11 protein-coding genes are annotated in these 14,779 nt (G+C 60.4%); 3 read left to right on the top strand and 8 right to left on the bottom strand.

The features are described 5' to 3' along the window. The first annotated feature begins 380 nt into the window (after positions 1 to 380). Positions 381 to 1,703 (top strand): MATE family efflux transporter, encoded by a 1,323-nt coding sequence (locus NQ492_RS13815; RefSeq protein ID WP_015545924.1) that lies wholly within the window; start codon positions 381 to 383, stop codon positions 1,701 to 1,703. Positions 1,704 to 1,825: 122 nt separating this feature from the next. Here the strand turns inward: NQ492_RS13815 and NQ492_RS13810 are convergent, their stop codons facing one another. The 7 genes from NQ492_RS13810 to uxaC all read right to left on the bottom strand — a co-directional run bounded on the left by NQ492_RS13810 (position 1,826) and on the right by uxaC (position 10,643). Beyond that, positions 1,826 to 2,806, bottom strand: coding sequence for a pectinesterase family protein (locus NQ492_RS13810; RefSeq protein ID WP_015545923.1), 981 nt, complete (start codon positions 2,804 to 2,806; stop codon positions 1,826 to 1,828). A gap of 24 nt (positions 2,807 to 2,830) precedes the next feature. Further along, the gene (locus NQ492_RS13805; protein WP_015545922.1) at positions 2,831 to 4,321 is read right to left on the bottom strand and encodes a UxaA family hydrolase; all 1,491 of its coding nucleotides are present in this window, start codon (positions 4,319 to 4,321) and stop codon (positions 2,831 to 2,833) included. Positions 4,322 to 4,458: 137 nt separating this feature from the next. Beyond that, complete coding sequence (locus NQ492_RS13800; protein WP_015545921.1) at positions 4,459 to 5,916, bottom strand: tagaturonate reductase; 1,458 nt, start codon at positions 5,914 to 5,916, stop codon at positions 4,459 to 4,461. A gap of 19 nt (positions 5,917 to 5,935) precedes the next feature. Then, entirely contained in the window at positions 5,936 to 7,360 is a 1,425-nt protein-coding gene (locus NQ492_RS13795; protein ID WP_015545920.1) for an MFS transporter, read from the bottom strand. 137 nt (positions 7,361 to 7,497) lie between these two features. After that, the gene (locus NQ492_RS13790) at positions 7,498 to 8,166 is read right to left on the bottom strand and encodes a bifunctional 4-hydroxy-2-oxoglutarate aldolase/2-dehydro-3-deoxy-phosphogluconate aldolase (RefSeq protein WP_118406533.1); all 669 of its coding nucleotides are present in this window, start codon (positions 8,164 to 8,166) and stop codon (positions 7,498 to 7,500) included. 30 nt (positions 8,167 to 8,196) lie between these two features. Next, the gene (locus NQ492_RS13785) at positions 8,197 to 9,216 is read right to left on the bottom strand and encodes a sugar kinase (RefSeq protein ID WP_022062280.1); all 1,020 of its coding nucleotides are present in this window, start codon (positions 9,214 to 9,216) and stop codon (positions 8,197 to 8,199) included. A 14-nt stretch (positions 9,217 to 9,230) separates the two neighbouring features. Then, a complete protein-coding gene (uxaC, locus tag NQ492_RS13780) occupies positions 9,231 to 10,643 on the bottom strand; it encodes a glucuronate isomerase (protein WP_015545918.1) in 1,413 nt (470 codons plus the stop codon). Between the two features lie 194 nt (positions 10,644 to 10,837). On the opposite strand from uxaC, the gene NQ492_RS13775 reads away from it, so the two are divergent. After that, entirely contained in the window at positions 10,838 to 11,959 is a 1,122-nt protein-coding gene (locus NQ492_RS13775) for a DUF4861 family protein (protein WP_044053931.1), read from the top strand. A 164-nt stretch (positions 11,960 to 12,123) separates the two neighbouring features. Beyond that, positions 12,124 to 13,170, top strand: a complete 1,047-nt coding sequence (locus NQ492_RS13770) for a sugar kinase (RefSeq protein ID WP_015545917.1) — start codon at positions 12,124 to 12,126, stop codon at positions 13,168 to 13,170. 259 nt (positions 13,171 to 13,429) lie between these two features. Here the strand turns inward: NQ492_RS13770 and NQ492_RS13765 are convergent, their stop codons facing one another. Next, entirely contained in the window at positions 13,430 to 14,776 is a 1,347-nt protein-coding gene (locus tag NQ492_RS13765; protein ID WP_015545916.1) for a tetratricopeptide repeat protein, read from the bottom strand. Positions 14,777 to 14,779: the final 3 nt, after the last annotated feature.

Genomic DNA, 14,779 nt, shown 5'->3' with positions numbered 1-14,779 from the left:
GGAGCCGTTCGTTTATCTGAATGGAGGTTCTGGAATACCCGTGAACAAATAAACAATACCCCACACCGGATAGTATATCGGGAATGATATAGCTATACACGGCAATGAGTGTTTGTATTGCTTATTCCTGTTCACGAGAAATTTTCCAGATTTCCATTCAAGAATAAAAGCGAAACACTTCTACCAAATATGTCGCCGTCCGTGTGGACAGCAAGACAAAGATAGAAAATGTTTTTCAATACGCAACGCTCCCGGGGTATTGTCCCTGCAAATTTCGAAAAAAGGTTGCTGAAAATCAATATTGATCTGAAACTATGTTATTTCAATTTAGGGTAGTCTGCGAATAAACACACCACAAATACGCTATCTTTGCATCCGTTATGAACATGAACCGCGAAATACTGCGCATTGCGCTCCCCAATATCGTCTCGAACATCACCGTGCCGCTCATGGGCATCGTATCGACCGCCATCGCCGGACACTGGGGAGCCGACTCCGCCGCCACGATCGGCGCGCTGGCCATCGGCGTCTCGATCTTCAACTTCATTTACTGGAACTGCTCGTTCGTGCGCATGGGAACCAGCGGGCTGACGGCCCAGGCGTTCGGCGCGGGCGACTTCCGCGAGTGCACCAACATGCTGGCCCGCGCGCTGTCGGTGTCGGCGGTGATGGGTGTGCTGATGATCCTGCTCCAATACCCCGTGGGAGAACTGGCCCTCTGGGCCATGAACGGCAGCGAAATGACCCGCGACTACTTTTACGCCCGCATCTGGGCCGTGCCGGCGGGCATCGTGCTCTTCGGGTTCAACGGCTGGTTCACGGGGATGCAGAACGCCATATTCCCCATGCTGACGGCCGTCACGGTCAACATCGTGCACATCCTTTGCAGCCTCTGGTTCGCCTTCGGGATGGATATGGGCATCGTGGGCATCGCCTACGCCTCGGTGATCGCCCAATGGACCGGCGTGGCGCTCTCGGCGCTGCTGCTCGCCGCCAAATACCGTCCGATCCTCACCGGGATCGACTGGTCGGAGGTGCTGGACCTCAAACCGCTGAAGACGTTCTTCATCATCAACCGCGACATCATCCTGCGCACGTTCTGCATCGTCGCGGTCTACACCTTCTTCACCGGGGCGTCGGCACGCATGGACGACCCCGCGCTGCTGGCCGTGAACACCCTGCTGCTGCAACTCTTCACGCTCTTTTCCTACATGAACGACGGCTTCGCCTACGCCGCCGAGGCGCTCACGGGACGCTTCATCGGCGCGCGCGACAGCGTGTCGCTGCGCGACTGCCTGCGGAGGTGCATCGCCTGGGGAACGCTCGTATCGGTGGTCTTCGTGGGGATTTATCTCGTCTGGTGGCGCGACCTGGTGGGCGTGTTCGTAGACCACTCGGCACCCAACGCCGGGGTGATCGAGGAGCTGGCGGGACGCTACATCGTCTGGATCATCCTCATCCCGATCGCCTCGGCCATGCCCTTCATCATGGACGGCATCATGGTCGGAGCCACCGAAACGCGCGTCATGCGCGACTCGATGTTCTGGGCCACGGCGGCCTATTTCGCCATTTACTACGCCTGCTACCCGCTGATCGGCAACAATGCCCTATGGCTGGCCTTCACGCTCTACATGTTCCTGCGCGGAGTGATCCAGTTCTTTATGACCCGCCGGCTGAAAACCATCTACGACAAGATCGCATAGGACCCGGACAACCGCCCGCCGGCACGGAACGAGCGCCGGACAAGCCTCCGAAAAGGAAACCGCCCCCGCCGGAGATGCTTCCGGCGGGGGCGAAACCGTAAAAACGAGACCTTCCGGACCGTCTATTCCGCGAAGCCATCCCAGTCGTCGCGGAACTGCTCGGAGCCGGTCTTTTTGGCAAAAATGCACCGGTTGTCGTAAACGTCGGCCTCGGCATCGGTCAGCTCCCGCGACCACGCCACGCGGCCCGAACGGTCGGCGCCGGGTCCTTCGCAACGCCATTCGGCATAGTACACATCGCCTTTACGGGCCGCGTCGTGCCAGTCGCGCCACCCCTCGGGACGGATCGCCGCGGGAAATTCGCACTCCAGCCACACGGTGCGGGCCGTCGATTTCCACGGACGCCCGAGGTAAACCCGCGTCACCCCTTCGGCCGCCGTCACACGGCAGCAGGAGAAGACGAATCCGTATTCGTTGCGCTCGGTGGTCGAAGCGGCCGTGATGAAACTGTCGGCCTTGCAATGGATCGTCGAACACTCGAACAGCACGATCGAAGGGCCGAAAATGAAGTCGGTGGTTCCCTCGATATAACAATTCTCGACATGTACGCGCGAAACGTAGCCGCGAGCAAAGAAGGTGTCCTGATCGCCGATGAGCGCACAATGATACAGATGGATGCGGTCACCGCGGGTTTCGAGCGCCACAGCCTGCCCTACCCTTCCGGCATCGTTCTCGACGGTCAGGCAATCCAGATAGACATCGTCGGCCTGAACGGACATCGTATAGCTGTCGTAGGTGGTCAGCTCGCGGCCGTCGACGACTTTGCCGGCATAGTCGCCCCAGACGATGCGGGTTTCAGCCATTTCATCGCCCAGAATCCGGACCTTGTCCTTATAGACGTCGAGCGTCACCTTCTCGCGATAGACGCCGGGCATAATCCGCACCGTGCGCCACTCCGCAGGCTTCGACGGCAGGGCGTCGAAACACGCCTGAATGGTCCGGAAATCCCCGCCGCCGTTGCAGTCGACGGTATAGACCTTCTCTGCCGAGGCGACGAACGAGGAAAGGAGAAGGATCGTTATGATTACAGCGGATTTCATCATAGGTTCGGTGAACGCAATTACACGCTACAACGTCACCCCCGTCTTGAAGATGGCGATCTCCTTGAAACCCGTCTCCTCGTGCTTGAGACGCTCGCCGCCGGCCGTGGCCAGCACCTTGCCGATGAAACGCTCCAGCACGGCCTGCGGCTCCTCGTCCTCGACCAGCGTGCCGGCGTTGAAGTCGATCCAGTTGGCCTTGAACTCCGCGAGCTGCGTGTTGGTCGAAATCTTCATCGTGGGCACGAACGACCCGAAAGGCGTGCCGCGTCCCGTGGTGAAGAGCACCAGCTGGCAGCCCGAGAGAGCCAGCGCCGAAGCGGCCACCAGGTCGTTGCCCGGAGCCTGCAAGAGGTTCAATCCCGGCTTCGTGACGGGCTGTGCGTAGGTCAGCACGTCGACGACGGGCTGCGCCCCGCCCTTCTGCACGCAGCCGAGCGATTTTTCCTCAAGGGTCGTGATGCCGCCCTTCTTGTTGCCCGGCGAGGGATTTTCATAAATCGGCTGGTCGAACCGGCGGAAATAGCGTTTGAAATCGTTGATCAGCGAGACCGTTCCGTCGAAAACCCGGCGGTCTGCGGCGCGGTCCATCAGGATCGTCTCGGCGCCGAACATCTCGGGAACCTCCGTCAGCACCGTCGTGCCGCCCTGCGCGATCAGCCAGTCGGAAAACAGCCCCACCAGCGGATTGGCCGTGATGCCCGAGAAACCGTCCGAGCCGCCGCACTTCAAGCCCACCTTGAGGTAAGCGAGCGGAAGCGGCTGACGCTTATCGGCTTTGGTCTTTTCCACCAGCCCGCGGCAGATTTCGAATCCCGCCTCGATCTCGTCCTCGACCTCCTGGGCGACGAGGAACTTCATCCGCTCGTCGTCCCATTGGCCGATCACCTCTTTCAGGGCCGACACCTGGTTGTTCTCGCACCCGAGGCCCAGCACCAGCACGGCGCCCGCATTGGGGTGACGCACCAGCGCGGCCAGCGCCCGCTGCGTATTGGCGTGGTCGTCGCCCAGCTGCGAACAGCCGTAATTGTGGGTGTAGACCCGCACGTCGTCGAGGTGCGAGCAGTCGCACTCGCGCTTCACGCGCTCCGCGATGGCCTGCGCCTGCCCGTTGACGCACCCCACCGAGGGCACGATCCACAACTCGTTGCGAATGCCCATCGTATCGTTCCCGCGCAGGTAACCCATCACCCGCACGTCGCGCTTCGGGCACCCGACATCGTAAACCTTGGGGGCATAGGTGTATTCGAGGTCGTCGCGGAGGTTGGTTTTCAGGTTGTGCGTGTGAATCCACCCGCCCTGCGGCACGTCCTGCGTGGCGTGACCGATGGGATAGCCGTACTTCACGACGTTCTCGCCCGCGGCGATGTCGCGCAGGGCGAACTTATGGCCGCGCGCAACGTCCTCGCGGAGCGTCACGGCGACGCCCTCGACATCGAGCGTCTCGCCCTCGTGCAGGTCGTCGGCCAGTGCGACGGCGACATTGTCCGCAGCGTTGATTTTCAGAAACCGTTTCATATCAATAAAATAAGCCGCATGTCCGGGTCCCGCAAAGCCCCCGCCGAGGCGGGGGTTCGGGGTGGGTCGGACTTGTGAACACGACCGGAGGCCGTGCCACGAACCGTCCGAAACGCCGCACCGAAACAGCTGACTGGTTACGCTCCTAAAAACTTCTTCAAGGCATCTTTCATGCCCAGCGTCTCGATGTCGCGGACATAGCCCGCAACGGTCCCGATGAAGCCCGGAACCTCCGAGAAATCGACGGTGAAGATGCCGCTCTCCTTCACGATCTTCGTGATCGTAGCCTCCATGTCGGCCGAATCCCAGTTGGCGCGGATGTAGTCCACGAACTCCCTCGTGTCGTCGGGTTCGAAACCGCTGTTCGGCCCGTAGAGGGTCATCAGCGCGGCGAACGTGAATGCTTCGCGTTCGGCCAGCCGCTGCGCCTTGAACCAGTTGTCGCGCACGGTCGGATAGTTGCGCGCCTCCCATTTCGAAAGCGAGTTGAGCGAAATGGACCGGAGCATGTGCTTGATGAAGGGGTTGTAGAAACGCTCCAGAATCCCGGCGGCGAACTTCTTCAGCTCGTCCCGGTCCTCGTCGATCATCGGGATCACCTCCTCGGCAACCATGTCGTTGACGAACCGCTCGATGTCGGGCGTATTGAAAGCGTCCATCACCGTCTCGCAGCCCATTTGCAGGGCGATGGGCACCATGCCCGTATGCGACCCGTTCAGGATGCGGACCTTCTTGTCGCGGAACTGCTTGATCGACGGAATGAAGATCACATGCAGCCCCGCCTTGTCCAGCGGCAGCTCCTTCATCACCTCCTTGTAGCCCGGACCGCCGATAGCCCACAAGTGGTACAATTCGGCCTTCACCACAAGGTTGTCGTCATAGCCGATCTCCTCCCTGATCTCGCCGATCTGCTCGCGCGGGAAACCCGGGACGATGCGGTCCACGAGCGTGTCGCAGAAGTGGCAGCTGTTTTCGACCCAGTCGATGAAATCCTGCCCGAGCTTGTGGTATTCGGCGTGTCTGATGACGTATTCGTGGAGCGTCGAGCCGTTGTTCTCGATCAGCTCGCAGCAGATGATGCAAAGGCCCTTGGTCGGGTCGCCGTTGAAATGTTTGAACCGCTTGTACAGCAGCGCCGTCATCTTGGCGGGGTACGATTTCGGCGGACAGGCCGTCAGGTCGTCGCCCTCCTCGTAGCGGATGCCCGCCTCGGTGGTGTTCGAAATGGTGATCTTCAGCTCCGGCGAGAGGAAATACGCCTCGTATTTCGCATAGTCCACATAGGGATTGAACGAATCCATGATGCTCTTCACCAGCCGCACGTCCTTCTTGGGCCGTTTGTTCTCGATGCCCTCCAGATAGACGTGGTACATGTTGTCCTGCCGGTGCATCAGGTCGATCATCCCCAGCACCTTGCGCTCGGGGTCGATGATCGGCTGGCAAACGGCCACGCCTGCATCCATGACGCCCTTCTCGTTGGCGATGTCGATCTGCCAGTCCACGAAGGCTCTCAAGAAGTTGCCTTCGCCGAATTGCAGGATGCGAACGGGGCGGCCGACCGTTTCGACGGTCGACTTGTTCAGTTGCTTGATCATTGTATGTCCGGTTTTTAAGTTAATCCAATACAATCGGTTTGTATTTCGGAACCAGCGTCTTCATCACGATCCAGCCGATGAGGTAAGCCACGGCGCAGATGCAGAAGACGACGAAATATCCGGCGGGCTTACCCTCGAAACCCATGAACTGCATCGCCGTTTCGTCGGCATATACGAACAGCCAGCCGGCGAACCATTGCAGGATCATCGAGCCTACGCCGCCGGCCATGCCGCCGATGCCCGTCACGGTGGCGATCGCCGACTTGGGGAACATGTCGCCGATGGTCGAGAAGATATTGGCCGACCACGACTGGTGCGCCGCGCCGCCCAGACCGATCAGGATGATCGGGAACCACGGCGAGATCGTGCCCATGGGCTGCGCCAGCAGCACCAGCAGCGGAATGAACGCGAAGATCAGCATGGCGCGCATGCGTGCCGCATAGGGGTTCAGCCCCGTCTTGTTGATGATGATCGTCGGAAGCTTGCCGCCGTAGATCGACAGCATCGTGATGGCATAAAGCGTGAAGATCAGCGCCACGCCCAGCCCTTCGGACATCTTGATCCCGAACTGCGAATTGAGGTACGAGGGGGTCCAGAAGAGGAAGAACCACCACACGCCGTCGGTCATAAACTTGCCGAAGGCGAAGGCCCACGTCTGTTTGAACGAGAGCGTTCTCCAGAACGAGATCTTCTCGCCCTCCTGCTCCTTGCCGACCGTCTCGCCGTCGACCACTTCGTGCTGGTCCTGCTCGATATACTCCAGCTCGGCGGCATTCACCTTCGGGTGGTCCGAGGGTTTCTTGTACATGAAGACCCAGAAGCCCATCCAGACGAAGCCCAGGGCGCCGATCACGATGAAGGCCATCTCCCAGCCCCAGGCCTTCGCCAGCAGCGGAATGGTCAGCGGGGCGAACAGCGCGCCGATCGAAGCGCCGGCATTGAAGATCGAGGTGGCGTAGGCGCGGTCCTTCTTGGGGAAGTACTCGGCGGTCACCTTGATGGCTGCCGGGAAGTTGCCCGCCTCGCCCAGGGCGAGGATGCAGCGCGCGGCGATGAAGAAATACATGCTGACCATGGCGATGGTCGCGGCCAGGGCCGACCCGGCCTCGACGGCGCGCAGCGCGGCGGCGTCGGGAAGCCCCACCCATGCCTCGGTGGCGATGCCGCAAAGGGCGTGCATGCAGGCTCCCATCGACCAGACGCCGATGGCCCACAGATAACCTTTCTTGGTGCCCATCCAGTCGATGAAACGGCCCGCGAAGAGCATGCAGACGGCATAGACGATCGAGAAGATCGAAGTGATCAGCCCGTAGTGGTACTCGTTCCAGTGGAATTCGGGCTTGATGAACTCGTCCCACGTCAGCGAGAGCACCTGACGGTCGAGGTAGTTAACAGTCGTTGCGAAGAAGAGCATCGCACAGATGATCCAGCGATACTGCGTCATCTTCCCAGCGAGAGTCGATTTGTTGTTTGTCATTATGGGGTTTAATTAAGTAGTGTTCAGGAATTGGTGAGCCGTAGGAACGGCGTCCGGCGGCGGAGCGGGGCCGCCGCCGGACTACCGAACTTACGGAATCGGTTTTAACGCACCCGGGCGATCACGTCCAGAGCGAAACGGCATTTTTCGGTGATCGCCGCCCAGTCCTTCACGGCGACGACCTCTTTCGGGAAGAGCTGCGAGCCCATGCCCACGCAATAAACGCCGGCCTTGAACCACGCCGTGAGGTTCTCCTCGGTGGGTTCCACCGCTCCGGTGGCCATGATGTTCGACCACGGCAGCGGGGCCTTGACGTTCTTGACGAACGACGGACCGCCCACGTTGCCCGCGGGGAAAACCTTCGTCAGGTCGCAGCCCAGTTCCTGCGCCGTGCCGATCTCCGTCACCGAACCGCAGCCAGGGGTGTAGGGAACCAGATGGCGGTTGCAGACCCTGGCCACCTCGGCGTTCAGGTAGGGACCCACGACGAAGTTGGCGCCGTACTGCATGTACATCGCGGCCGTCGGGGCGTCGACCACCGAACCGATGCCCAGGATCATCTCCGGGCACTCCGCGGCGGCGAATTTCACCAGACGGATGAACACCTCCGAAGCGAAATCGCCGCGGTTGGTGAACTCGAAAGCGCGCACGCCGCCTTCGTAGCAGGCTTTCACGACCTGCTCGGCCACGTCGGCGTCGGCATGATAGAATACGGGAACCATGCCGGTCTTACCGATGGCCTCCAGAACTTGCATTTTATTGAAGCGAGCCATAATTTTTAATTCCTAATTTTTCATTTTTAATCATCTCTGCACCCGTCCGCTGGCATTCCCTCCGGCCAACGACTCGACCTCCTCGGCCGATACGAGGTTGAAGTCGCCGTTGATCGTGTGCTTCAGGGCCGATGCCGCCACGGCGAACTCCAGGGCCTCGCCCTGCGTCGGCTTGGTCAGCAGGCCGTGAATCACGCCGCCCGAGAACGAGTCGCCGCCGCCCACGCGGTCGATGATCGGGTCGATGTCGTAACGCTTCGACTCGTAGAACTCCTCTCCGTTGTAGATCATGGCTTTCCAGCCGTTGTGCGTCGCCGAGAACGACTCGCGCAGGGTCGAGATCACATACTTGAACCCGAACGTCGCGGCCATCTGGCGGAAGATGCCCTTGTAGCCCTCGGCGTTGGTCTCGCCGCCCTCGACGTCGGCGTCGGGCTTGAACCCGAGGCACAGCTCGGCGTCCTCCTCGTTGCCGATGCAGACGTCGACATACTGCATCAGCGGCTTCATGATCGACTGCGCCTTCTCCTTGGTCCAGAGCTTCTTGCGGAAGTTCAGGTCCACCGACACCGTCACGCCGTGACGCCTGGCGGCCTCGCAGGCCAGACGGGTCAGTTCGGCAGCCTTGTCCGAAATCGCGGGCGTGATGCCCGACCAGTGGAACCAGTCGGCGCCCTCCATGATGGCATCGAAGTCGAAATCCTGCGGATCGGCCTCGGCGATCGACGAATGCGCACGGTCGTAGATCACCTTCGAGGGACGCATCGAAGCCCCGGTTTCGAGGTAGTAGATACCCACGCGGTCGCCGCCGCGGGCGATGAAATCGGTCCTCACGCCGTATTTGCGCAGCGCATTGACCGCCGACTGGCCGATCTCGTGCTTCGGGAGCTTCGAGACGAAGTAAGCCTCGTGGCCGTAGTTGGCGCACGAAACGGCCACGTTGGCCTCGCCGCCGCCATAGACGACGTCGAACGAATCGGACTGAACGAAGCGCGTGTTTCCGGGCGTCGAAAGACGCAGCATGATTTCACCTAATGTTACGATTTTCATGGTATTATGACAGCTTAAAATTTAAAATAGTCCTTGGCGTTGCGGTAGCAGATGCCCTCGATGATCTCCCGGCCGATGAAGTCGATCTCCGAGGCGGGCAGCAGGCCCTGCTCGATGTCGTTGCCGACGAGGTTGCACAGCGTGCGGCGGAAATACTCGTGGCGCGGGTACGAAAGGAACGACCGCGAGTCGGTCAGCATGCCCACGAAGCGGCTCAACAGACCCAGCGTCGAGAGGGCGTTCATCTGTTTCTCCATGCCGTCCTTCTGATCGAGGAACCACCACCCCGATCCGAACTGGATCTTCCCGGCGCCGTAGCGGCCGTCCTGGAAATTGCCGATCATCGTGGCCACCAGCTCGTTGTCGCGCGGATTGAGGTTGTAGATGATGGTCTTCGCAAGGCGGTCGTTGCGGTCGAGCATGTCGAAGAATTTCGACATCTGCCTGCCGACCGCGAAGTCGCCGATCGAGTCGAAGCCCGTATCGGGACCCAGCCGGCCGAACATGCGGCTGTTGTTGTTGCGGATGGCGCCGTAGTGGAACTGCTGGGTCCAGCCGGCCTCATGGTCCATCGTGGCGAACTCGACCAGCATGGCGGTCTTGAACTTGCGGATCTCCTCGGGCGTCAGCGTCTGCCCGCCGTATACCTTATTAAAAATAGCGTCGATCTCGGCCTGCGTATAATCCTCGGCGTAGAACTCCTCGATGCCGTGGTCCGAAAGGCGGCAGCCGACCGACCCGAAGAACTCGTGACGCACGCGCAGCGCGTCGATCACATCGGCGAATTTCGTGATCGCGACGCCCGAAACCTCCGAAAGCTTCTCCATATAAGCGCGGAAATCGGCCGGAACCTCCACGGCCATCGCCTTGTCGGGACGCCACGTGGGGAGCATCTTCGTCGCAAAACCGACCTCGCGGACCTTGATGTGGTGTTCGAGCGAATCCACGGGATCGTCCGTCGTGCAGACCGCCTCGACGTTGTAGCGGCGCATCAGGCCGCGGGCGTGGTATTCGGGACGCTGCAACAGCGCCGTGCAATGGTCGTAGATTTCGCGGGCCGAAGCGGGGTTGAGCAGTTTCGTCACTCCGAAGGCGGTCTTCAATTCGAGGTGGGTCCAGTGGTAGAGCGGGTTGCGCATCGTATAGGGAACCGTCTCGGCCCACTTCTCGAACTTCTCCCAATCGGTCGTATCCTTGCCCGTGCAATACTTCTCATCGACCCCGTTGGTGCGCATGGCGCGCCATTTGTAGTGGTCGCCTTCGAGCCAGATCTTCGACAGGTTGTCGAAACGGTGATCCGAAGCCACGTACTCGGGAATCAGGTGGCAATGGTAGTCGATGATCGGCATCTTGGCCGCATGGTCGTGGTAAAGACGCTGCGCAGTCTCGGTCTGCAACAGGAAATTGTCGTCGTTGAACTGTTTCATAAAAAATAAAAGGTATCGCGGTTAAATTCTATACGTATCAGGCTCTTTTTCATAACGTAAAATTAGTAACTTTCCGCCACTCGGAATATGAAAAATTACCGAATTAAATAGAATATTTGCCGTTTTGGTTGACCAATATACGGAAAAATTGTAAATTTGCCTACAAACAACGGAAAAACTTCAATTCTAATTTTATGAAAAACCCGATTATGTGGGTTGCAGCCCTTCTGATGGCCTCCTGCACACCCGCTTTGAAGGTCGAAGTCGCCAACACGACCCCGACCGAACGCGATGACGAAACCGTCGAAATCGCCTGGTCCGAAGTCGCCGCGCTCAAAGGTGTGACGCCGGACAACATCGTCGTCCTGAACGACGACAACGAGCAGATCCCCTCGCAGGTCCTCTTCCGCGGCGGAACGGAGCCGCAGGCGCTGATCTTCCAGACCGACGCCGACCCGATGGAAAGCAAGCGGTTCAAACTGGTCACAGGCCAGCGCGAGAACTACCCCGCCGAGGCGTTCGGCCGCACGGTTCCCGAACGTTACGACGACTACGCCTGGGAGAACAACAAGGTGGCCTACCGCCTCTACGGCCCGGCGCTCGAAACCTCTCCCGAGAAACTCGTCACTCCGGGCATCGACGTATGGGTGAAGTGCACCGACAAACTGGTGATCGACGAGTGGTACGCCCGGGGCAACTACCACCACAACTACGGCGACGGCATGGACTGCTACAAGGTGGGCGTGACACTCGGTTCGGGCGCATCGCTGCCCTTCGCCGGCGGTAAATTCTGGATGATGGGACACAACTACGCCACGGCCCGGACGCTCGACAACGGCCCGATCCGCACTTCGGTCGAATTGACCTACGCCCCGTTCGATGTCGACGGCACGCCCGTGACGCTCACCAAGATCATCTCGCTCGACGCCAACCAGCGCTTCAACCGCATGGACAACATCTACGAAGGAGCATTCGCCGAGATGCCGATCGCCGCGGGCTTCGTGCGCCACGACGTGAAACAGATGCAGCGCGGCGAAGGCTGGATGGCCCTATGCGAGGCCGTTTCGGACTCGAAGAACCCCGCACGCGACGGCGACATCTACCTGGGCGTGATCCTGCCGGGAGCCGAGATGCTTACGGACACGCTGGGCCACGCCGTAGCCGTCAAGGCCGTGAAACCCGGCCGGACGCTGACCTACTACGCCGGTTCGGGCTGGAGCCAGGGCGGCGTGGAGGACATGAAGGAGTGGATCGAAGAGATCGGGCAGGCGCAGGCCGCCGCCGTGACGCCGCTCAAAGTGACGGTCCTCAACTAAAAATCCATCCCAAAAAGGGCAGGCATATCATCCTGCTTTTTCCGAAAGGCCCGGTCCGACGACCGGGCCTTTCTCTGTCGGAACCCTTTCCCGAAGCGGGCGCAATCCGGCTTGCGATTGTCCGGCTTTTTATGTATATTTGTAACTCCTATTTCACAAAAATCATGGACAGACAAAAGATCGTTACCTTCGGGGAGATCATGCTGCGTCTCACGCCGCCCGACTACCTGCGTTTCAACCAGACGAACCTCTTCCGCGCCAGCTACGGCGGAAGCGAGGCCAACGTCGCCGTATCGCTGGCCAACTACGGCCTGCAAAGCGAATTCGTCACCCGCCTGCCGGACAACCGGGTGGCCGACGCCTGCATCGACGACCTGCGCCGCTACGGCGTACGGACGGACGCCATCCTGCGCGGCGGCAAGCGGCTCGGGATTTACTACATGGAGGAGGCCGCCGCGATGCGCTCGTCGCACGTCGTATACGACCGCGCCGACTCGGCCTTCGACACCCTGCAACCGGGGATGATCGACTGGGACGGAATCTTCCGCGGCGCCTCGTGGTTCCACTGGTCGGGGATTTCGGCCGCGGTGAGCGCCGGCACGGCGGCCGTGTGCGCCGAGGCGATTGCGGCGGCGCACGCGGCGGGACTGACCGTCTCGTGCGACATCAACTACCGCAAGAACCTCTGGAAATACGGCAAGGAGCCGCAGGAGGTGCTCCCGCCGCTGATGGAGCAGTGCGACGCCTTCTTCGGCACGGACGACGAATACGAAAAGGTGCTCGGCATGCAGCTGCCGCAGTTTGCGGCCCGCGACACCGCCTACCGTCCCGATACGGCGGGTTACGAACGGGCCTCGGCGGAGGTTGCGGCGCGCTTCCCCCGCTGCCGGAGCATCGTCTTCGGACTGCGCAGCGTATTGAGCGCCAACCACCACCTGATCTCGGGAACGCTCTACACGGGCGGACGTCTGCACTCCACGCGGGTTTACGACATCGACCCCGTGGTCGACTGCGTCGGCGTGGGCGACGCCTTCGTGGGCGGATTGCTCTACGGAATGGCCGCGCATCCCCACGACGCCCAGTTTGCGCTGGACTTCGGAACCGCGGCCTGCGCGTTGAAAAACACCGTGCCGGGCGACTACAACCAATTCACGGCCGCAGAGGTCGAACAGCTGGCCCGCGGCTCCGTCTCGGGCCGCATCGCCCGCTAACCGGCGTAAGACGCCGGATTCAGGGTGCGGCCGGTTTACCGGAACGCTGCTCCTCGGCTCCGCGCCCGCACGGCCAAAAGGCGGGATTCAGGGTGCGGGGCGTTTTCATAATGCCATTTACCCCCCCCCTCCATATGCAAAAAAGCCCGGCTTTCCAGCCGGGCTTTTTTCATAACGCCTGCCGAACGGGCGGCAGCGCAACTCCGTTCAAAGAGCGGGACCGGCGAACCATCGCCGCTGAATCCCGCACGTCAAGCGGCTATTCGATGCCTTTCACCTGCTTGTAAAGGGCATTGTAGGTGTTGTACTTCTCCATGATGCCGGCCTCGTCGCGCAGACGGAAGCAGATGGATTTGAGGAACTCCAGCGTATCGACATCGTCGGGTTTGATCTGGTGCGCCTTCTCGAACCAGGGCACAGCCTCCTTGTAGACATCGTTGACGACTTTCAGATCGGCGTCGTAAACCGCCTGGCTGCTGTACTGCTTCTCGTTCATCTCCTTGTTGAGCGCGTCGCCCTTGATCGTATAGAACACACCCAGGTAGTAGTTGCCCTCGAACAGGTCGGGCTTCAGCTCCACGACCTTCTTGAACGATTCGATGCTCTGATCGTAGTCCTTCAGCGCGTAGAAGATACGGCCGCGGCCGAACCAGAGGTCCACGTTCGACGGGTTGTCCTCGATGGCCTTGTCGATCAGCGCGATCAGGTCGGCGGGGTCGCCCACGCCCTGCTCTGCGGTGTAAAGCTGCATCAGGCCGTCGAGAATGCGCTCGTTCTTCGGGAACTTCCCGATACCCGTCAGCAGCACGTCCTTCGCTTTCATAATATTTCCCTTGTCGAGGTCCTTCTGTCCGTAGAGGCAGTGGAAGAGGTAGTAATAGATATTACCCTCCTCGTCGGCATAGCCCAGGTCGATGGCCTTGGTCAGGTACTCGCCGCCCTTGGCGAACGACTTGGGGTTGTTCGAGCCGTCGACGGTCAGCAGGTAGCCCGCATAGTAGAGCAGCGCGGGGTCGGCCTTCTCGTAAGCCGGGCTGGACTGCGCCTCGAAAGCCGTCACGTAAGCGTCTGCGGCCTCGACGTAGTTGCCCGAGTCGATGCCGACGTTGCCCACCTGCGAGCAGAAGTCGCTGACCTGCTTCAGACCCTCCTTGACCTTCTCGGCCGTCTTGGGATCGAGTTCATAAGCCTTGTTGTAAGCCTCGATGGCCTTCTTGGGAGCGTCTTTCAGCACCCATTTGCTCTGCTTCCACGTCACGACCTTGTTGTCCTTGACGTAAGCCGTGAAATAGGGATACACCCATGCGTCGTACTCCGTGCCGTTGAGCGTCTCCTTCGTCGTCGACTTGGGTTCGCCGACAGCCAGTTTCAGCATCGTCGGTTCCATGTTGGCGAAGATGCTCTTCGTAGGCTCCACGGCCACCTCGTAGAAAGCCTTGCCGCGGGCGAGCCACGTCGCGGCCTTCGCCGCCTTCTTCTCGTTGGCGATGTCGGCGTCGCTCTTTTCGATCTTGGCGAGAAGGGCTTCCTTGTTCACTTTCTGGGCTTTCACGGCGGGAACTGCCACGAGCAGCGCCGCAAGAGCCGTCAAAATCGTTTTCTTCATGGT

The sequence above is a fragment of the Alistipes shahii WAL 8301 genome (assembly GCF_025145845.1).
Taxonomy (GTDB): domain Bacteria; phylum Bacteroidota; class Bacteroidia; order Bacteroidales; family Rikenellaceae; genus Alistipes; species Alistipes shahii.
The sequence above is the reverse complement of the archived record's forward strand: the minus strand, read 5'-3'. Positions and strand labels throughout refer to the sequence as shown.

Bases quoted from the DNA above. Each gene is read 5' to 3' on its own strand.
- NQ492_RS13815 (WP_015545924.1), top strand. From the start codon at position 381: ATGAACATGAACCGCGAAATACTGCGCATTGCGCTCCCCAATATCGTC.
- NQ492_RS13810 (WP_015545923.1), bottom strand. From the start codon at position 2,806: ATGATGAAATCCGCTGTAATCATAACGATCCTTCTCCTTTCCTCGTTC.
- NQ492_RS13805 (WP_015545922.1), bottom strand. From the start codon at position 4,321: ATGAAACGGTTTCTGAAAATCAACGCTGCGGACAATGTCGCCGTCGCA.
- NQ492_RS13800 (WP_015545921.1), bottom strand. From the start codon at position 5,916: ATGATCAAGCAACTGAACAAGTCGACCGTCGAAACGGTCGGCCGCCCC.
- NQ492_RS13795 (WP_015545920.1), bottom strand. From the start codon at position 7,360: ATGACGCAGTATCGCTGGATCATCTGTGCGATGCTCTTCTTCGCAACG.
- NQ492_RS13790 (WP_118406533.1), bottom strand. From the start codon at position 8,166: ATGGCTCGCTTCAATAAAATGCAAGTTCTGGAGGCCATCGGTAAGACC.
- NQ492_RS13785 (WP_022062280.1), bottom strand. From the start codon at position 9,216: ATGAAAATCGTAACATTAGGTGAAATCATGCTGCGTCTTTCGACGCCC.
- uxaC (WP_015545918.1), bottom strand. From the start codon at position 10,643: ATGAAACAGTTCAACGACGACAATTTCCTGTTGCAGACCGAGACTGCG.
- NQ492_RS13775 (WP_044053931.1), top strand. From the start codon at position 10,838: ATGAAAAACCCGATTATGTGGGTTGCAGCCCTTCTGATGGCCTCCTGC.
- NQ492_RS13770 (WP_015545917.1), top strand. From the start codon at position 12,124: ATGGACAGACAAAAGATCGTTACCTTCGGGGAGATCATGCTGCGTCTC.
- NQ492_RS13765 (WP_015545916.1), bottom strand. From the start codon at position 14,776: ATGAAGAAAACGATTTTGACGGCTCTTGCGGCGCTGCTCGTGGCAGTT.